This is a genomic window from Spiroplasma endosymbiont of Polydrusus pterygomalis, assembly GCF_964030825.1.
Classification (GTDB): Bacteria; Bacillota_I; Bacilli_A; order Mycoplasmatales; family VBWQ01; genus Spiroplasma_E.
The window spans coordinates 876,011-895,921 of the sequence record NZ_OZ034964.1 but is presented as its reverse complement, the minus strand read 5'-3'; the positions used below and the strand labels follow the sequence as shown (position 1 = coordinate 895,921).

The window sequence follows — 19,911 nt, the reverse complement described above, 5'->3', positions numbered from 1 at the left end:
AATAATTTCTAAAATATCTTGTTTAGTCATGTTTACTCCTTATTTAAAAAATATCAACCAATTAATAAACTATCTGCTTCATCATGATTATTAACTTTTATATTTCAATTATTATCTTTAATTAATCTATTTCCTATTATTAATGAATTATTTTTATCTCAATAATTTTCTTTTTTATTACTAACACCATTTGCAAATACCATACCATAAGCATATTTATCATATTTTAAATATCAATTTTGTCATTCACTAGGACTTATTAACATATTTTTTGTTATTAATTTGTTAAATTGACCAGCAATAAATCCCCTAAGATGTTCTTGTGTTGCATAAGTAAAAATTGGTTTTAATATGCCAAGAGAATATTCTTCTTTATTAATAACTAAAACTTGTTACTAAAATTGGTTTTTTATTTTCTCATAAAGTTATTCCAGTATTTGTTATTGAGGGATCAATTGAAAGTAAATAATTAGTCATTATTAATGCTTCTTTCCATGATATTTTATTTTAGTTCGTAAAATTCTTTTATTAATTTTTTCAATTATTTTTATTTGTAGAAGATATGATTTGTGACAAGTTTTTCTAATATAACAACAATAACAATGATATGATTTAATATTAATCATTAATAATACCTTCTTTCATTAATTAATTATAAAATTTCTTAATTCAACTGGTATAGAGTTAATAAAATCCTTATAATCTTCAATTGCTTTTGTTAAAATATCAACTTTTGAAAACTTAAATGTATCACTAACATATAAGTCTAAGTCTCTATCAATATTAATTCCGTATTTCTTATATTTTTCATTAAATTCATGTTTAGTCATTTTTATTCTCCTTATTTTTAGTTAAATTATTAACTATTTTTTCTAAACATTTCATACATCAATTTTCAGTTAATCAAATTTTTTTATGACAATATTTACATTTATTCATAATTTTATATTTCAAAATTTTCTATTATTTTTTCTTCTTTTTCTAATTCTTTTAATTTAGATAAACTTTCTTCAATATTAATATTATTTGGATTATCAATATATATTTTTTCATCATTAATAAGTACTGCTTGATCTGATTCATAAGCAGTTTGTAATTCAGTAGTCATTATTCCCCATCTTCTTAATAATTGAGTTAGTACAGTCTTTTTAGACATATCTTCAAAACTAGCAACAGCAAACTTTTTAGATTTAGCATAAGTTTTTGAATATTTTAAAAAATGTTCTTCTACTTGTTCATTAGTTCAATATAAAGTTTTTTCAAAACCATTTTTTAATTTAAAATAAGCACAATAACCTACTATTTTTGCATTTAATCTTTCTAATGGATTTGAGATAAATTTAAATTTTATTTCATCTTTTAAATAATCTATTTTTTTAATTTCATTTTGTCTTACATCAATAACATTAATTCTTTTATACTGCTGACTACGTAATGCTAATTGAATATAACCTTTATATCCCATTTGAAATTGAGCATTATTTACTTTAGTATTACTATCTCAATATGGAACAACATAACAATATCCAAAGTTTTTTTCTAATGGTAAATTAAGTAATACTGATTGATAACAACTTGCTACTATTGTTTCTGGATTTGCTTTTTCTAATCCAAATTGATTAGCAATTGCTAAAACATTTGACTTAAATTTTTGTATTTCATTATTATTAGTAATACCTTTATTTTTAATAAATTTTTCTACATTTCCATTTTGAATATTTTTAATAACTAATTGATTCATATTTATTCTCCTTTTGCTTTATTAATTCTTATAATTTCTTTTAAGATATAATTTATTTGTTCTTGGTTTTTACAAAGTACTTTTCAAATTTCATTTAATTCTTTATTTTTATTCATGTCACTTTTCCTTTCATAAAGCAAGTGCCATTTCTCACTCATGTAATTTTTCTTTTGTTATTTCTATTTCAATTTCTTTTTGTTCTTTATTATTAATTAAATATATATATGCAATATTTGATAATTTTTGATAACCATTTTTAAGTACTAATCAATAATAAGCAGTTAATTGTAATTTAATTTTTTCTAATTTAAATTTATCTAATTGTGAATAAGTTTTATAATCTACAATAAAATATTTATCTTTTTGTTTATTAAAATAAATTAAATCTAATGTTCCAGCAATTCAATCATATCCAAATGATTTTTCTATAATAAATTCATAATTATTATTTTCTTTAAATTTTTCTTGTAAAAATATTAATGATTTTTGACAATAATTATAATTAATTTCATTTGTTAATGATTTTAATTTTATTAATAAATTATTAATAATATTTTCTTTATTAATATTTTGTAAATATAATTCATTAATTTTATGAACTCATTTACCCCTAACACCAGCATTTTTTAATATTTCTGGTGCTATATGACTATAATTAGAACCTAAATAATTATCAATAATTTTACTAACTGAAATTAATTCTTTATTATCAATAAAATATTTATGTATATCTTTTTTAAAAATTAAATTACTCATATTTTTTACCTATTAATATTCAAAAACATTTATTACAAGTTCTATTTGTAAATGATGAATTTTTATGACAAATATCACATGAACCAAATATTTTTATTTCATTTTTTAAATATATTTTTTTTAAATTAAACATAATTATTTATTCCTTTCTTTTTTGTTTTTTATTATAAAGAATAGCAATTCCTAATAATAAACCTATAAGATTTAAAGTTATAAATAACAATACTATTCCAATTGCATTATTATTAATACACATAAATAAACCTAAAAATGTTAATAATAATCAGAAAAAAACTCCTACGATTATTATCATTATTAATACAAAACTCATTAATACTTCCTTTCTTTTTTTTCATATCAAATTTCTTTTAAATGTAATTCTAATTTTCAACAATAAATACAAATGACTTTATTATTTTTATCGTGTAAAAATATATTTTTAAAATAAAATAAATGTTTCATTCTAAATTTTTCACAATAAGTACAAAAATATCTTTGTTTTTTAAAATTATGTTTCATATTTTTTATTCCTTCTTTAATAAAGTATGTTAATATATACTTGATAAAGTATGTATATATATAACCCCCTTTTTTAATTAATAATAATGTAACAATCAACATGTTAATAGGGTTATTTACTGAGCCAATATGGCTATTCAATTATTAACAACAATTACATTAAGCGATATACTGTTACTTTCTAACTTGCTTAACATTAGAAGCCTTTTATCCTGATATAAGAATAGGACTAAATCCAACAGTGTTTTATTTTTCTTACGACAGTTTATTAAGTTTTAATTAATTAAATTTTTTTATCTTAAAATATTTTGTGGTCAAGAATTTTCTAAACAATATAAATCACAAGACTGATGATTACATTCTTTTTGTATTTCCATTTTTAATTACCTACCTTTCTTTTTTTTAACAAAATTAGATTTCTTTCTTTAACAAAAAAAAGAACGATTAGTTTATCGTTCTTGTTATTTTTAAATCTATCTATTAAGTTAATGCGCCCAAAAATATATTAAATATTTTAAGTAAAAATAAGATATAATAAAAACACTTACTTCGGTAAGTATTAATAATGTATACACTTTCTTTTAGGTTGGCACCTAATTAAAAAATAGTTACCAGAAATGGTAACTATTTTTATATATTTACATTTTTGGTAAATTTACTTTATTTTTACTTGCTAAGGATTAATTTGGTAAATCGATTAAATTACTTTTTAATTTCTGTTGTTGGAAATAATGATTTTTTAAGGTTATTAAATTATTTTTTATTTTTTAATTTTGTTATTTATTACATTAATACTTATATTTAATTTTTTAATGTTACAATATCTTTCTTTATTTTTGTTAAAATACTCAAAAGTAATCAAATTTATAATTGTTCTTTTAATTTGATAGTAATAATTTCTTTTTTTGTTTTTAAATATAAAAAATAACTAGTATTCATAATTTGAAGTTCTCCTTTTAAAATAAAAAAGTCGATTTATGTAAAATAAAATAAAGGCATAAAAACTTATATTAATTTTAATACATAATATCATTAAATTGATAGTACATAGAATATAAATTATTAACATTTTTAATAAAGTTTTATCTTATTTTTTCAAGAAACTAACAAAAATAAGATAAAATATTAATATTAAAGAAAAAAGGTGAATGTATGTCATTTCAACAATTTAATTTACAACCATGACTAATTGCAAATTTAACAAAAGAAAAACTAATTAATCCAACAGCAGTGCAAAATGAAATCATTCCCTTGGCATTAACTAATAAAAATTTAATTATTAAAAGCCCTACTGGTAGTGGCAAAACTCATAGTTATTTAATTCCAATTGTAAATAATTGTCATGCTAAGTTAAAAGTTACACAAGCAGTAATTATTACTCCTACTCGTGAACTTGCGCAGCAAACATTTAATTTCTTAAAATCTTTAATTAACGATCAAAAGATTACCGTTGCTTGCTTAGTTGGTGGCAAAGATATTACTCGTCAAAGTAATAATTTAACTAATAATCAACCACAAATTGTTATTGGTACTCCTACTAGGTTAAAACGGTTATATGAACTTAATAAGTTAGCAATTACTACTACTAAAACTTTAATTATTGATGAATGTGATATGTTATTTGAAATGGGTTTTATCAATGATTTAGATTTTTTAATTACTAAAATTAATAAAAACACGCAAATTATGGCTTTTTCGGCAACAATACTACTTGAATTAAGTAGTTGATTAAAAAAATATATTACTAATGCTACTGCTATTAGTATTGATAATAATAATCAACAAATTCAGCACATTTTTATTAATCGTCATCAGCAAGATATGAAACAACAATTACAGTCATTACTAACGATGTTTGATCCTTATTTATGTTTGATTTTTGTTAATAATAAAGAAGCAATCAATGAAATTGCTGCGATTTTAATTGCGCAAAATAAAAAAGTAGCAATTTTACATGGGGGATTACCAGCACGGGAACGAACACAAGTTTTCAAGCGAATCAAAAATTTTGAATATCAATATGTTGTTTGTTCTGATATTGCTGCTCGTGGTATTGATATTGAAGGGGTATCGCATGTTATTTCTTTGCAACTACCAACTAATAATTTAGAATACTATTTTCATCGAGCAGGACGAACAGGAAGAAATAATTATTCGGGTATTTCTTATGTATTTTATGATAAAAGTGATAACGCTGCTCTTTATAAATTAAAAAAATTAAATATTCCAATAGAATACTATAAAATTAAAGATAATAAATTAATACCAGAAATCACTAGTGGCAACATTAATTATCAACAACGGAAAATAGCAATTAATAAAGATAAACAGCATGTCATTAATCGTTTTAAAAAAAATAAAAAGGTAACTCCTGGTTATAAGAAAAAATTTCAACAACAATTAATAACAATCAAAAAAGAAACAAGAAGACAACACATTAAGGCATCAATTAAAAAAATTAAAAAAGCACAAGCAATTGCTAGAAGAAAAAAATTATTTGAAGAAAACCAATAATGAAAGAGGAACAAATATGAAAAATAACAAATTAATTATTGGGTCACATGTTTCAATGAAAGCACCCAAGTATTTATTGAATGCCCTTGAAGAGGCTTTAAGTTATAATGCTAATACTTTTATGTTTTATACAGGTGCTCCCCAAAATACAATTCGTAAACCAACTAAAGAATTATTTATTAAAGATTTTACCGAACAACTAGTTGCAAAAAATATTGATATTAATAATGTTATTGTTCATGCTCCCTATATTATTAATCTAGCTAATAGCATTAATGATCGTACTTACCAATTAGCAGTAGATTTTTTACAACAAGAAATAATTCGTTGTCAAGATATTGGTATTAAAACTTTAGTTTTACATCCAGGAAGTGCTGTTGGTGCTTTGCCAGAAGTTGCTTTAGAACAAATTGTTAAAGGATTAAATGCCGCATGTTTGCCAGAACAAACAGTAAAAATTGCTCTAGAAACAATGTCAGGAAAAGGTAGTGAAGTCGGAACTACTTTTGAACAATTACAATACATTATTAATCATGTCAAAAAACCTGAATTAATTGGTGTTTGTTGAGATACTTGTCACTTATCTGATGCTGGTTATGATCTCGATAACAATTTAGAACAAATAATAAAACAGTTTGATCAACTGATTGGTTTACATAAACTATTAGTTATTCATATTAATGATTCTAAAAATCCAATTAATTCTCATAAAGATCGTCATGCTAATTTAGGAATGGGTTATCTTGGTTTCCAAACTTTAATTAATATTATTTATCATCCATTATTACTTAACAAAGTAAAAATTTTAGAAACACCATGAATTAATGGTCAGCCACCTTATTTATATGAAATTGAAATGATAAGAACCAAAAAATTTGATCAACAAATTTTAACATCATTAGGAAATAAAAAATAATGAAGCACATTGGCATTTTTGGTGGCACTTTTGATCCCTTTCATAATCAACATTTAAATATTATAAATACTGCCTATCATAAACTAAATCTTGATGAAGTTTGAATTTTACCAACAAAACAAAATCCATTAAAAGCTAGTGTTAGTGCTACTGATCAACAACGAGTTGACATGATTAATTTAGTTACTAAGGATTATTCGTGAATAAAATTAAATGATTATGAACTAACAAGTAAACAACCTAGTTATACCATTAATACTATTAATCACTTTCTTCAAACTTATCCAGATCATAAATTCTTTTTCATTATTGGTGCAGATAATTTATATACGTTAAATAAATGACAAGGCATTGAGCAGTTAATTAACTTAGTAAAAATTATTGTTGTTAACCGACCTCATTATCGGAAAACAATAGCATTAATGTCAAAATATAAATGTCAAAATTTAGTAGTGCGACCAAGTAGTGACATTAGTTCTGCTAAAATTAGAACTGGCGAAGTCATTACTCAACTTGATAGTAAAGTTAATGATTATCTTAATAATAATTTAATCTATAGTAATGAACGCTTACAAGCAAATTTAGATAATAATCGAACGCAACATTGTATCAATGTTGGTCAGATGGCTGCTAAATTAGCAACATATTATCAGCAAGATGCTAATCAAGCACTAATTGCTGGAACTTATCATGATCTTTGTAAACAATGAAGCAAAAATAAAATGCACAAATATTTGCAAAAATATCATAAAGATATTTTACAAGAACCATTTCCGGTTTGACATGGCTATGTCGCTGCCTTATATTTAAAAAATCATTATCAGTATCATGATGACTTAATTCTTAGTGCCATTGCTAAACATACTACTGGCGCTGTTACAATGAAACCATTGGAATTAATAGTGTTATTAGCAGATAAAATCTCAATTGAACGTAATCAATATTATGTTGAAAAACTACGAAAACTTGCCTTTCAAGATTTAACTATTGCTTTTAAATATTATTTAGAAATTTTAAAAAATTATTTACTAGCAGAAAAAAAACCATTAACCAAGAACTTTTTAACAATATATGAGGCATGAAATAAAAAAGATTAAAAAATACTTACTTGTTATTTAAGATATAATTATTACAGAAAAGGAAAGTACATTTGCTTAAATACTATTTATGTATTATTAACGATAATTATAACTAAGGAGTAATAACAATGTGTTTAATAAATAAAGAATTAGCAATTATTAATGATAAAACAATTAAACTTCAAGTAGCTAATCTAAATTCAAAGCAAACTACAAAAATAAATCTTATTTTTGGTGACAGTTTTATTGAAATGAAAAAAATAAAAAATACAGCAATTGATTTTATTTTTATTGATCGATCTTATTTTTTATCAAATAATGGATATAGTAGTGTTAATTCTGACAAAAGAATTTCTGTAAATAAAGGTGAATGAGATAAAAGTAAGGGATTTATTAAAAATTATAATTTTCATTTAAAGTGAATTAAGGAATGTCAAAGAATTTTAAAACCAAATGGCACTTTAATAGTTAGTGGTACTTATCATTCAATTTATATTTGTGGTTTTATTTTACAAGAATTAAATTTTCATATAATTAATGATATATCTTGATATCAACCAAATTGTACCCCTAACATTGGATGTAGAAATTTTACTGCTAGTCATGAAACATTAATATGAGCAAAAACTACTCCTAAACGAGAAGAAAAAATTTATGGTAAACATCCATCACAAAAACCATTAACAAAATTAAGTTTACCTTTATAAAAATAGCAATGAGGAGAGTAAAATATTATGACTAAAAAAAATAAAACAACAATTAATGTTAGTCCGAAAAAAACAAAGAAAACATGTAAAATTAAGAAAAGCATCTCTGATTATAATGAATTAAGAATTAAAAAGAGTGGTTTTTTAAGTGCTGTTATTAAGTATTTTAAAAAATATCCACTACTTTATATCATTGCCATGCTCACAACAATTGCTTCTTCAGTAATTTCAGTAATTATCCCAAAAATTACTAATAGTTTTTTAACTTCCTCTAATGATTTCGAATGAGAAAAAATTACTCATTTAGCTTATATCTTAATTAGTTTACAAGTTGCATCAGGATTGTTTATGTACTTTCGTAATTGGACAGGAGGTGTGATTGGTGTTAAAGTTGAAATTGAATATCGAAATAAAGTTTTAAAACATTTATTAGCATTAGATATGTCATATTATGAAGAGCAAAAAATTGGCGATACCTTAACTAAATTAATTAATGATACTAACGTTATTGGTGAAAATATGCAATCAATTCCGTTAACGATGCTTAGTTCAATTATCACTTTTTTTGGATCAATTTACGTTATTTTTTCTTTAAATTGACAACTATCATTAATTGTTTTAGGTGTTGTGTTAGCAATTTTAATCATCTCAGTATTAAATGTTCAAATTATTCGTTTTTTAAACTATAAATGAAGAAAAGTTTATACTGAAGTTAATGCTGATATTACTGATCGTCTAAATACTATTACTTTAATTAAAAGCAATGCTACTGAAAATATTGAAAATAAAAGATTTGCTAATGAACACGATAAATATTATCAAGCAGCTAAAAAAACTATTATTTTTGATAGTTTTACTAGAGCAATATTAATTACCTTACTAACAGGAATTAACATTGTTGGTTTAGTTGCCGGTTTTTTGTTTGTCAGTAAAGATATTATTACTGTTACTACGCTAATTGCTTTTTTATTAGCAGTTAACACTTTAATTTTCCCCGTTATTCAAAGTATTCAATTTCTAGGAAACTGAGCTAAAACATCAACGTCAATATTAAGAGTTAATGAAATCCTTAATATTAAACCAAAAATAGTTAACCAAAAAAATGCGTTACCAGTAAAAGCAATTACTAATGATATTATTTTTGAAAATGTTAATTTCCGATATAATGAAAAAGAAAATTGAATATTAAAAAATTTCTCTTTTACTTTTGAAAAAGGTAAAAGTTACGCCATTGTTGGGGCAACTGGTGTTGGTAAAAGTACAATTTCTAAATTATTATTACGCTATTATGATCCTGCTGCTGGCAGAATCTTAATTAATAAAAGTACTGATTTACGTGATGTTGATTTAGGACAGTACTTACATCATATTGGTTATATTGAACAAGATCCACAAATTTTATTTGGTACATTTGCTGACAATATCAGTTATTCTAAACAAGGAGCAACATTAGATGAAATTAAGATTGCTGCCATCAAAGCTAATTTACATGATTATATTGAACAATTACCTCATGGTTATAATACAATTTTAGGTGAACGTGGGATTAACTTATCTGGTGGTCAAAAACAACGAGTTGCTATTGCCCGTATCTTTTTAAAAAATCCAGAATTATTAATTTTAGACGAAGCTACTAGTGCTTTAGATAATATTGTCGAAAAAGAAATTCAAGCACAATTTAATAAATTGATGATTGGTCGCACTACTATTATTATTGCCCATCGTTTATCAACAATTAAAACCGTTGATAAGATTTTAGTTTTAGAAAAAGAAAAAGGCTTAGTGCAAATTGGTACTTTTGATGAATTAAAAGTAAAAGCAGGACACTTTAAACATTTATATGAAGCTGGAATTATGGGCTAGCAGTATAAATTTTATTAACTTACGATTTTAAAATGAATTGAGAGGATACAAAAATGACACCAGAAGAATTAAAAAATTTAGAAAATACACTTTGAAAATCAGCAGATAAATTAAGAGGCTCAATTGATGCTTCAAATTATAAAGATGTTGTTTTAGGATTAATTTTCTTAAAATATATTTCTGATAAATTTGAAATTCAATATCAAAAATTAAAGAAAAAATATCCTCATTTCTTAAATGATTTAGATTTTTTTCGCGATTATTGTTCGCAAGATAATGTCTTTTGAGTTCCAGAAAAAGCAAGATGAGAATTTATTGCAAAACAAGCACATAATCCTGAAATAAAAACAATTCTTGATCAAGCATTTTCTTTAATTGAAAAAGAAAATGAAGAATTAAAAGGAATTTTACCAAAAACTTATACTAAAACTGATATTGATTATCACAAGTTATCAGGACTAATTGATTTATTTACAAACCAATTTCCAACAAAAATGACAAGTGATTTACTAGGTTTAGTTTATGAATATTTTTTAGGAGAATTTGCAAGAAATTCAGGTAAAAAAGGTGGCGAATTTTATACTCCGACTTCAATTGTAAAGTTATTAGTAAGTTTAATTGAACCATATAGTGGACGAGTTTATGATCCAGCTTGTGGTTCTGGGGGAATGTTTGTCCAAGCAGAAAAATTCATTACTAGTCATGGTGGCAATCAAAAAGAAATCTCAATCTATGGCCAAGAATTAAATGCTACAACATGACGTCTTGCAAAAATGAATTTAGCAATTAGAGGAATATCAGCAAACTTAGGAGCAACATATGCTGATACTTTTCTTAATGATCAACATAAAGATCAAGATTCAAACATTGATTTTATTCTCGCTAATCCTCCTTTTAATATGTCTGATTATGGAATTGAATCACTACTAGAAGATTATCGTTGAAAAGGATATGCCGTTCCTCCTAAGGGTAATGCTAATTATGCCTGAATATTACATATGATTTCTAAATTAAATCAACGCGGAGTAGCAGCTATTATACTGGCAAATGGCTCATTATCAACTACTGCTAAAAGTGAATTTCAAATTAGAAAGCAAATGTTACAAAATAACTTAGTTGAATGTATTATTTCTTTACCTGACAAATTATTTTATACAACCGGAATTCCAGTTTCAATTTGAATTATTCGTCGTAATAAAAAAACAAAAAAAGTTTTATTTATTAATGCTACTGATTTTGGTGAAATGATTGATCGGAAATTACGAATTTTAAATGCAACACATATTACTGAAATTACTAGTATTTATCATAACTGAAAAAAAGAGGAAAATTATGATGATAACTTAGGAATTAATAAAAGTGTCGATATTGAAGCAATCATTGAAAAAAATTACTCGCTAGTACCTGGGATGTATGTTGGTTATAAAAGTGATGAAAAATCACAAACAGAATTAAAACAAGAACTTAAAACGACAACATAAGAATTATTAAAATTATTACAAGAAAAGAATGAAATTGAAAAAGAAGTAGTAACAGCAATTAAAAAATTAGAAGAAGAAATTGTTTAAATAAAATACATTTCCTTTTAACTTCTAATTTACTAGTTTATTTATTAAATTTGTTATTAAAGTATTTGTCTGCATAATTGTTATTTCAATCTTATTTAATAATGTTATTAATTGTGTTGTTTTAGAAATATTTTCAACTATTGGCCTTTTAATTTTTAAATTATTAAAAGAGCTATTAGTTAAACTTGCCATTAACGTACCGGTTACTAAATTTCCCTTATTTTTAATAAAATCATCACTCAATAAATATCCTAAAATATATGCTTCAAATTTTAGAGGAATTAAATTTAAAAATCCTGTTGAATATACAAAGTTTTTAAAGTATAAATCATAGATTGGAAAAACTTTATTTTCACCAATCATCTTTGAAATGATAAAAGAATCAAGAGTTGGAGTCAAATTTGCTCTTGATTTTAATTTTGTTATTATTTCTTTTCCTTTAAAATTAAGAATGCCAATATTACTTGTATCAACATAATATTTTTGATTATCATATTTTGTTGATGAAATTTTTACTAATTCACTTAAAAAAACTTCCTCCTTTGAAGAAAATATTTTATAAATACATTTTAATAAATTCATTATTTTTTCTTTTTGTTCTTCTAAATTTGATTTTAATTTCTCAAAAGGTTCTATAATGTCAATTATGCGCTGTTGTTTTTCTATTGAAGGAATAAAAATAATTAAATTAGATAATATATAAGAATTAATTGAAGGAAAAGTAGAACCCTTTCTTAAAGAATTAATTTTTCTTTTATTAAAAATAAAATTATAATACAAATATTTTCTTAAAATAATATCTGTATTAACATCAATTTTAGCTATTCCTTGGTTAAAAGAAGAATTTTCAATAGGAATAAAAGGTTTAATATATCTAACCATTGAATAAAGTAAACTGTTATTATTTGTTAGTGGTTGATTATTTTCTTTTATTGCTAAGAAACTTATAAGTTTCTTGGGATATAACAAATTATTAGAAATATCATATACAGTATATCAATACACTTCTCCATTTTTTCAAAATTTACTATTGTTAGTACTTGGAGTTTTTCCAATAGTAATTTTACTTATTTCTTTAATTTTTTTAAACATAATTTCTCCAATTATAATAGTTATATTTTTTAAAATAAAATTTTATAAAATAGATAACTAATTTAATAATATTATATGGAAAGTTGAACATTATGAAAAAATATTCTATTAAAGAAGTAATAATTTTACCTAAATATTTTTATTACTTAACATGTTCTAAAAATTTTAAAAACTGAATAAATAATATATCTAAAAAAGTACTCAACTTGGAATTAGTGCAAGTTTATTTTCAAATAATATTAATATTTTTTCATTACAATAGCAACAACATATAATTGACATTATAATGTCGTAATTAATTATAATACATTATTATTAGTCACTACAATTAATAATAAAATTTTGGATGGGGGAATAAATTATGAGAAATACTGATAATTATCAATTATGATTGAATTACTACAATTATTTACAGTTAAAACTTATACTTATAACATAAAACATTTCTTAAGTTATACAAAAATAGTGTAAATAATATTAAAAAATATATTGAATATCAAATTAAACATAACATTGATGTTAATTCATTTTTTTATGAATAGAAGTAATAAAATCATATTTAAGATTTTTAAAAAAATAATCAAAAAAATGCAGAACATTCAAATTCCAAAATCTTTAAGAAAATTTTTTGATATGATAAATAAAAAAGAATTAATCATTATTAATAATACAAATATATCAAAAAATTTATAAATTAAGCAAAAAAATCAATTATTGTTTAAAATACTATTTTTACTGAAGTTATACTCTATGAAATATTAAACTCAAAATAAACTAAAATTACTATCGTATTTTAATCTTTAAAAAGTACAATGACTAATATTTTTTATATTAATACTAATACTTTAATACTTAATTTAATTCAAGTTTATATCATGCTTCGCATGATATGTCAAATAATAATTATATTTTCATCAAATTATTATAAAAAAAATAACAATTTAATTTAAAATAGAGGGGCTTTGCCCCTCGTTGCTTCGCAACTCACCCCCGTGGGCTAAACCCCACGGACAACCACCCAAGGGTCTGGTTGGCGCCGACCACTAATATAGGTTTATTCTATTTTATTTTTAACATCTTTCTTATTCTTTTTTGAATATTTATTTCTATAATAACAAGTACGGCATTCAGTATTTGCAATTTCTTGCTTTTCAGTCTGCAAGATATTATCCAACTTATCTAATCCTACTGCTCTAATATCAGTTACTGAAAAATCTAAATCTTGTGACTGTTCATAGTCTTTAATACTACTTAATTCGCTCTTTAACGAATGAATATAATTTAAGGCACGACTATTATATCGTTGTAAATAAGACCGCGGAAATCATAAACTAAAAGTCATAGTTTCACCACTATAACTCGGTACTAAGCCACCACGTTTAATTATTCGCTTCGTTTGTCTTTTAGATAAGACAACTTTATTATAATCATCAACATTAGTATAAATATTAAGTTTAAACTTAACTAAAAATAATAAAATACGCATGCTCTTAACTTGCACAATATATTCAACTTTTTCACGGGCTTGTTTTGGTATTCTATCGGGATGTTGTTCAATCATATACATAATTCCATTAAAATTATGACCTATTAACTTACAAAACATACCTAAACTTTCTTGTGTTGCTTTAAATTCGGGTGACAAATCATTACTATTAATTTTTAAACCTAATTCATCAAAAACAAGCATATCGTTTTCTTTAAAAGCATAATTACTATGTAATTGATTAAATTTAAACACATCATCATAAGAACAACGATAACTATATTCATGACGAACTTTAATAGGAATCGGACTTACTACCCGACCCTTATGTTTTTGTGCTAAACAACAAGCAAGGGCAGATTTACCAGTACGTGGTGGAGCTGCAATAATATAACTACCTACCCGTTGTAATATCTTTATATTTTTGCTAGTTATTAAAAACGGATAAAGTATTATTAATAATAAAACTCCTAATAGTAAATAACCATATCAAGGCATAATAAACTCCTAACCGACTAAAAAGCCAACTGCTTTTAAAAATACTCATAATGTTAAAATTTGTTCTAAACCACTAGTAAAATCAACATTTAAAACCGAACTTATGGTATCATCAAAAATACGTCTTAATAATCCATCAAGTTTAGTAAAAAACTCTCTTAATGGTGCTACTGGTAAAACTTTACCAACTACTCCATATAATAGTCACCTAAAAGCATTACGCAAATGACCAAAAACATCATATCAACTAACACGTTCATACTCAGCGTTAAAAGGACTATTTGGTGGTACTGGTGTTATGTTTTCACTTGAAAAAATATTAATTTGACCAAATTGAACATCTGATGGCACAGTTGAAGTTGTAGTACCATGAATATCAAAAAATACAGTTAAATGTTTTAAATTAGGAACACGAACCGGCATAGTAACAAAATTATACAAATCTTGCATATAAACATCATTACCAACTGTCCCTTTAAAAACATATTTTGTTTTGCCCTCATAATCTAAAAAACTAAAAGCAAAATCACCGGTAAATGTTGAAAAACCCTCATACATAAAATAAAACACAAAACCTTGAATATAAAAACTCAATGATTTATCAATCTCAAAATTTAATTCAAAACGTAAATTTAAAGGCTTAATGCCAAGATTTGTATTATAAACCATAAAGCGATTTTTTTTACCATACTCAACAAAATTATGATTAAACATAATCCGTGAAATATCATCTAATTGATTACTATTAAATTCATAAACACCAGTTCCTGTATCAAGTATTTTCTTGTTAACACCTGCAACATCACTTTGATAATCAATATTCAAATGATTATCATAACCACCGATAATGTCACCACTAACTAATTTTAAATCTGGTTGGTCAACATCAAAATAAGCAGAATTTCACGGAATGGTAGCTCAATCATCAAATTTATTATACTTTACATGTTTAATCATATTTTTAGTAATATCATAATTAACAACATTAGGGTCATTTGAAACAAGTAAAGAAGTTGGTGCTTGGAGAGAAGTATTTATAGTAAAAAATAATTTTGCAAACTTAAATCACATAATTATTTACCAAATAAACATTTTAAAATTCACCATGAACCATAAAACAAAACAAATCCAATAAAAAACTGGGTTCCATAAACTACTAAATTTCATAAAATAGTAGTAAAATCATCAACTGGACTGCCGATAAACATAGTTCAATAATCAACTATACACTGATGTATTTTATTGTAAATTTCTAAAACACTCATATTTAACACCTACCCAAACAGTGATCTAAAAACAAATTTAATAGCACGATAAATAAAATTAAAAAATACACCTAATACCAATCAAAAAGTCAAATTAAACAAAATATAAACTTCATCAGTAATATTATTTTGATTAAAAAATATAGCAATATCATTACTAGAAAATATAAAAATAAAATGCAAGATATTAAGAACAAAATTAGACATTATTACTTACCTACATTTATTCCAGTAACATCTTGTGTTTGTTTATGACCCTTAGCAATTACTTTACCAACTGAAACAGAAGCCTTACCAATTTTCTTAACACCATAACCTAATTCTAATGTTGGTAACATTAATTCGGGTAAAATTACCCGAAATGCAAATCGAAGCAAAATCAAAAATATCATTAATGTACCTAAATTAAAACCTAAATCACCAAGTGGCAAACTAAAAAACTTCATAAAAATTGAAGCAAATAATTGCATAACAGTTGTAATAAAAGGTATAAACATAATTCCACATCCTAATGTTTTGTAAATCTAAATAATCCTAAAATTAAATAAAATACAAAACTAACATTTATTAAAGCAAGAATAGGCAAAGGTAAAGTGTACAAACTATCATAAAAAAACGACTTAATAAAAAGGGTTACCGTATGTAATCCAGTAAAAGAACCTAAATATTGCAGATAAATAGTTTGTATCAAAGTATTAACAACTGGTAACAGTTTACCCAACAAAGGCAAAACAAAAACCAAACTAAAAAATAACTTTACCATTTGCTTACTCCTTCCTAATTGCTAATGAGTTCCATGAATAATATGACCGACAAATTGTTTGATAAATACTAATACCATAAATACAATTGAAATTAACACTGGTCAATTTGTCAGTGTTCCACCATCGCCAGTAGCAAATACTCAACCAAAAATATAAGTAAAGGCATTTAATAATTGTTGACCAACACCACCAATCATATTTAATAATGCTAATAGTCCAGCAGGCATATTAATCACCCCCTTTCTCTAATTCTTTTTGTTGTTTTTCCATTTCTAATTTACGCTTTTTCTTTTACAAATCTTTACGACAAAAAATACAATCAGGGTCATTTTCATTTTCTTTTATATGTTTTTTATGTCTAAATTTCTCGATACCTTCACGTATTCAATTACGAGAAAATCAAAGTATAAGGCAAAAACCACCAATATATAACGCATATTTTATAATTTCCTTAAAATCCATTATTGTTTACTTCCTATCTTTGCTCAAAAGTTCTTTTTAATTTTTTTCACTTTATCTTTTTCATTTTAAACACCACCTAATGTATAAGTATAAGAATAATCTCAATTTAAACTTGCTCTATCTAAATTAATCTCCGATATACTATCAATGTCAACCATACTGTTATCTGTACTTTGATAATCACTAATAGTAGCATTAATTAATCTTGTTGTTTCATTTGTAAATGGTGTTTCTTGCATTTCAGTATTATTATGTACTGTTTCCATAGGTAATAAATTATGAATAATTTCACTTATTCCTGCAATAATAGTAGGTATTGCATAAGCATTATTAAAATCATTATTAATCCCCATCGCAACACCACTACTAATTAAACAACCACCAGTTGCCATATTTGCTATTTTTCGTATCGTTGCAAATTTATTAGGTATTAATTCAGTTAAACCATTAATAACATTGGTGATACCATAAGCATTTAATGAAATGTAAGTATCTCAATCGACAAAAGGTACAGCAACTATTGGTTTAACTGTTGTAAATGGTGGCGATGTTGGTCTTGGTCTTTCAGTTGGACATGGTGGTCAAAAACAAGGTTCATCACGTAATAAAATCACAGAATTATCGACATACTGCACCAACTTAACATAATTTACTAACCCCATTGTGCCTAATCCTAATAATATTTTTTTACTACTATTAATTAATTTAGTTTTAGTAGTTGGTTTTTGGTTCAAATTTCAGATATCTAAACCTAATTTTTTACTAAATAACAAAGAATGAATACTTCCTAAAATTGGTTTTTTTAAATATTGCCCATAATATGCACTAATTCCTATCATAGCACTTAATGAACTTAATCCCGTTTTTAAAATTTTAGTTAAAGTATAATTATTTGATTGTACAACCACAATATTACTTACCATAATTAGTTTCTGCTTCTAATTTTTATTAAATTTAGTACTGATATCAGTGTTTAATTGAACTTTAACTGTTCCTAGTATTTTCACAATAACATTTTCTAATTTTCCTGATAAATCAAAGTACATTTCATAAACACCATTAATTTCAACTTTATTATAAGTTTCTTGGTCTACTCATTTATCATAAGATTTTTCACCAGTTAGTTTTGTTTCATTACAAGCAATAACAGTAATTATAAAGTATTGCTTATGTTCTCCATTTTTATTACTTGCAAAATGTTTTTTATTTAATATATAATATAAACTTTTCATAATATACCTTCCTTAAATTAAATTATTATTAATAATTTCATATATTTTTTGTTGAGTGTAAACATCAAAACTTCAATTATGTTTAAATAATTTTTCAGCTTCCTTCTTAAAAACAGTTAAATAGTCAAGAGTTTTTAATTTGTGGAAATAATAACTAAGTCAATTATATTTTTCTACTGTAACAAATCAAAATATTAAAATTTTAATTTTTTTATAAAAGCAATCAAATTTTTTATGAATACAAGGCTCACGGCCATAAAAACAATCATTAGGTAAGTTACTTTTAATTTCAATTTCTTTTCATTCATAACGGTCACAATTAGTAAAAAAATCATAAATAAAAGTATCAGCAAATGTCACATCAAAAGTACCATTTTTATATTCACGTTTTTCAGTAATAGTAGTACTAACAAATCTAAATGTTGAAATTGGAACATTCTCACATGAGTGACTAAAGCGATATGCTTTTTTACTTCTACCTAAAATTTTAAATGCTTTACTCATATACTTTGCCATATAACTGGCAAAGTGATTACCATTTTTTATCTTAACTTCTTTCTTTTGACAATAACCTATTTTTCATAATTGTGCCAGTCGATAATTACAAGTGAGACAACCACTAGTACGACCATGATAATATTTACCAATTGGACAATTTTTATGGTCTGGTAGGAATTTATTTGCTACAAAGTGGAAATGTCAGACACCACGTTTTTGTCTTTCTGCTACTACTGACCATTTAAAGTCAGTAGCAAGATTATATTTTTTAATTAAACGCATGATAAATAACTTTCACTGATGGTTTGCTCATTCTAAATTACTAGCATTCTCCATTGCGACACGCTGGATTTGGAATGGTTTACCACCCTTAGTAACTCATACTGGTTGCTTACTATCATTAGTAGCAATCGTAAGCGTACAAAATAATATATTTTGTAATTGGTAGAAGTTATAGGCAAATTTGTCTTTAAAATTAGATACCGATTTAGAGTAATTATAAATAATATTTTTATTCTCTAATTTTTCAATATCTTTCTTAAAAAAAGCATTTAATTCTAATTTGTTATAAGTAAGTTTTGCCTTATCACGAAAAAACTTTGCTTTTAAATTATGTATTAACATAAATTAACTCCAAATCACAAGATATCACTCCTTTATTTTAAGATGTAATTAAGCATTGCTGAAAATGTTACACCTTAATCAAATTTATTTAATCCAATCAATAAAGAAGTATTTAATTCATATACAATAGGAACTACTATTAAACATGGAACTAATAATGGCATAAAAAAATAAAATATTTTAAGTATGATAAACATATTAAAGTATTAGCTAAATTTTGATATGAAAATTTAACAACTTTGCAAAATAATTTAACAAAAGTCATTATTATTAAAAACCTTTTAATTAATAGAATAACTAATATTTTATTTAACATATTAGTTATTT

The 19,911-nt window shown here is 24.2% G+C and carries 22 protein-coding genes; 6 read left to right on the top strand and 16 right to left on the bottom strand.

From position 1 onward, the window contains the following. Positions 1-32 precede the first annotated feature (32 nt). The 6 genes from ACQH25_RS04505 to ACQH25_RS04480 all read right to left on the bottom strand — a co-directional run bounded on the left by ACQH25_RS04505 (position 33) and on the right by ACQH25_RS04480 (position 2,828). Positions 33-266 carry a hypothetical protein gene (locus tag ACQH25_RS04505; protein ID WP_425380888.1) on the bottom strand — a complete coding sequence of 78 codons (234 nt, stop codon included), beginning with the start codon at positions 264-266 and terminating at the stop codon, positions 33-35. A gap of 378 nt (positions 267-644) precedes the next feature. Next, positions 645-830, bottom strand: coding sequence for a hypothetical protein (locus ACQH25_RS04500; protein ID WP_425380887.1), 186 nt, complete (start codon positions 828-830; stop codon positions 645-647). Between the two features lie 113 nt (positions 831-943). Next, positions 944-1,741, bottom strand: a complete 798-nt coding sequence (locus ACQH25_RS04495) for a recombinase RecT (RefSeq protein ID WP_425380886.1) — start codon at positions 1,739-1,741, stop codon at positions 944-946. Between the two features lie 108 nt (positions 1,742-1,849). Beyond that, positions 1,850-2,497 carry a PD-(D/E)XK nuclease family protein gene (locus ACQH25_RS04490; protein WP_425380885.1) on the bottom strand — a complete coding sequence of 216 codons (648 nt, stop codon included), beginning with the start codon at positions 2,495-2,497 and terminating at the stop codon, positions 1,850-1,852. Continuing rightward, entirely contained in the window at positions 2,490-2,630 is a 141-nt protein-coding gene (locus ACQH25_RS04485; RefSeq protein ID WP_425380884.1) for a hypothetical protein, read from the bottom strand. The genes ACQH25_RS04490 and ACQH25_RS04485 overlap by 8 nt, the downstream gene beginning before the upstream one ends. Positions 2,631-2,636: 6 nt before the next feature. Beyond that, positions 2,637-2,828 carry a hypothetical protein gene (locus ACQH25_RS04480; protein ID WP_425380883.1) on the bottom strand — a complete coding sequence of 64 codons (192 nt, stop codon included), beginning with the start codon at positions 2,826-2,828 and terminating at the stop codon, positions 2,637-2,639. Between the two features lie 1,340 nt (positions 2,829-4,168). Between ACQH25_RS04480 and ACQH25_RS04475 the strand changes: the two genes are divergently transcribed. The 6 genes from ACQH25_RS04475 to ACQH25_RS04450 all read left to right on the top strand — a co-directional run bounded on the left by ACQH25_RS04475 (position 4,169) and on the right by ACQH25_RS04450 (position 11,576). Next, positions 4,169-5,530 (top strand): DEAD/DEAH box helicase, encoded by a 1,362-nt coding sequence (locus tag ACQH25_RS04475; protein WP_425380882.1) that lies wholly within the window; start codon positions 4,169-4,171, stop codon positions 5,528-5,530. A gap of 16 nt (positions 5,531-5,546) precedes the next feature. Then, complete coding sequence (locus ACQH25_RS04470; protein ID WP_425380881.1) at positions 5,547-6,446, top strand: deoxyribonuclease IV; 900 nt, start codon at positions 5,547-5,549, stop codon at positions 6,444-6,446. Then, positions 6,446-7,543 carry a nicotinate-nucleotide adenylyltransferase gene (locus ACQH25_RS04465; protein ID WP_425380880.1) on the top strand — a complete coding sequence of 366 codons (1,098 nt, stop codon included), beginning with the start codon at positions 6,446-6,448 and terminating at the stop codon, positions 7,541-7,543. Before ACQH25_RS04470 ends, ACQH25_RS04465 begins: the two co-directional genes overlap by 1 nt. 110 nt (positions 7,544-7,653) lie before the next feature. Then, the gene (locus tag ACQH25_RS04460) at positions 7,654-8,232 is read left to right on the top strand and encodes a DNA methyltransferase (protein ID WP_425380879.1); all 579 of its coding nucleotides are present in this window, start codon (positions 7,654-7,656) and stop codon (positions 8,230-8,232) included. Positions 8,233-8,259: 27 nt separating this feature from the next. Further along, positions 8,260-10,095: an ABC transporter ATP-binding protein gene (locus ACQH25_RS04455; protein ID WP_425380878.1), complete on the top strand. Its 1,836-nt coding sequence runs from the start codon at positions 8,260-8,262 to the stop codon at positions 10,093-10,095. A gap of 32 nt (positions 10,096-10,127) precedes the next feature. Further along, positions 10,128-11,576, top strand: coding sequence for an N-6 DNA methylase (locus ACQH25_RS04450; protein ID WP_425380877.1), 1,449 nt, complete (start codon positions 10,128-10,130; stop codon positions 11,574-11,576). A gap of 111 nt (positions 11,577-11,687) precedes the next feature. Here ACQH25_RS04450 and ACQH25_RS04445 read toward each other — a convergent pair whose 3' ends face one another. From ACQH25_RS04445 to ACQH25_RS04400, 10 genes are all read right to left on the bottom strand, one after another. Next, positions 11,688-12,755, bottom strand: a complete 1,068-nt coding sequence (locus tag ACQH25_RS04445) for a restriction endonuclease subunit S (protein ID WP_425380876.1) — start codon at positions 12,753-12,755, stop codon at positions 11,688-11,690. 1,054 nt (positions 12,756-13,809) lie between these two features. Next, on the bottom strand, positions 13,810-14,739 hold the full coding sequence (locus ACQH25_RS04440) for a hypothetical protein (RefSeq protein WP_425380875.1): 930 nt from the start codon (positions 14,737-14,739) through the stop codon (positions 13,810-13,812). Positions 14,740-14,748: 9 nt separating this feature from the next. Continuing rightward, a complete protein-coding gene (locus ACQH25_RS04435; protein WP_425380874.1) occupies positions 14,749-15,810 on the bottom strand; it encodes a hypothetical protein in 1,062 nt (353 codons plus the stop codon). A 2-nt stretch (positions 15,811-15,812) separates the two neighbouring features. Continuing rightward, positions 15,813-16,004, bottom strand: a complete 192-nt coding sequence (locus ACQH25_RS04430) for a hypothetical protein (RefSeq protein ID WP_174481173.1) — start codon at positions 16,002-16,004, stop codon at positions 15,813-15,815. A gap of 209 nt (positions 16,005-16,213) precedes the next feature. Continuing rightward, complete coding sequence (locus tag ACQH25_RS04425; protein ID WP_425380873.1) at positions 16,214-16,501, bottom strand: hypothetical protein; 288 nt, start codon at positions 16,499-16,501, stop codon at positions 16,214-16,216. Positions 16,502-16,788: 287 nt separating this feature from the next. Beyond that, positions 16,789-16,995 carry a hypothetical protein gene (locus tag ACQH25_RS04420; protein ID WP_425380872.1) on the bottom strand — a complete coding sequence of 69 codons (207 nt, stop codon included), beginning with the start codon at positions 16,993-16,995 and terminating at the stop codon, positions 16,789-16,791. Positions 16,996-17,059: 64 nt separating this feature from the next. After that, a complete protein-coding gene (locus ACQH25_RS04415) occupies positions 17,060-17,230 on the bottom strand; it encodes a hypothetical protein (RefSeq protein ID WP_425380871.1) in 171 nt (56 codons plus the stop codon). A 65-nt stretch (positions 17,231-17,295) separates the two neighbouring features. Beyond that, a complete protein-coding gene (locus tag ACQH25_RS04410) occupies positions 17,296-18,138 on the bottom strand; it encodes a hypothetical protein (RefSeq protein ID WP_425380870.1) in 843 nt (280 codons plus the stop codon). Positions 18,139-18,168: 30 nt separating this feature from the next. Beyond that, the gene (locus ACQH25_RS04405; RefSeq protein ID WP_425380869.1) at positions 18,169-18,462 is read right to left on the bottom strand and encodes a hypothetical protein; all 294 of its coding nucleotides are present in this window, start codon (positions 18,460-18,462) and stop codon (positions 18,169-18,171) included. 12 nt (positions 18,463-18,474) lie between these two features. Continuing rightward, positions 18,475-19,584 (bottom strand): rolling circle replication-associated protein, encoded by a 1,110-nt coding sequence (locus tag ACQH25_RS04400; RefSeq protein WP_425380868.1) that lies wholly within the window; start codon positions 19,582-19,584, stop codon positions 18,475-18,477. Positions 19,585-19,911 lie beyond the last annotated feature (327 nt).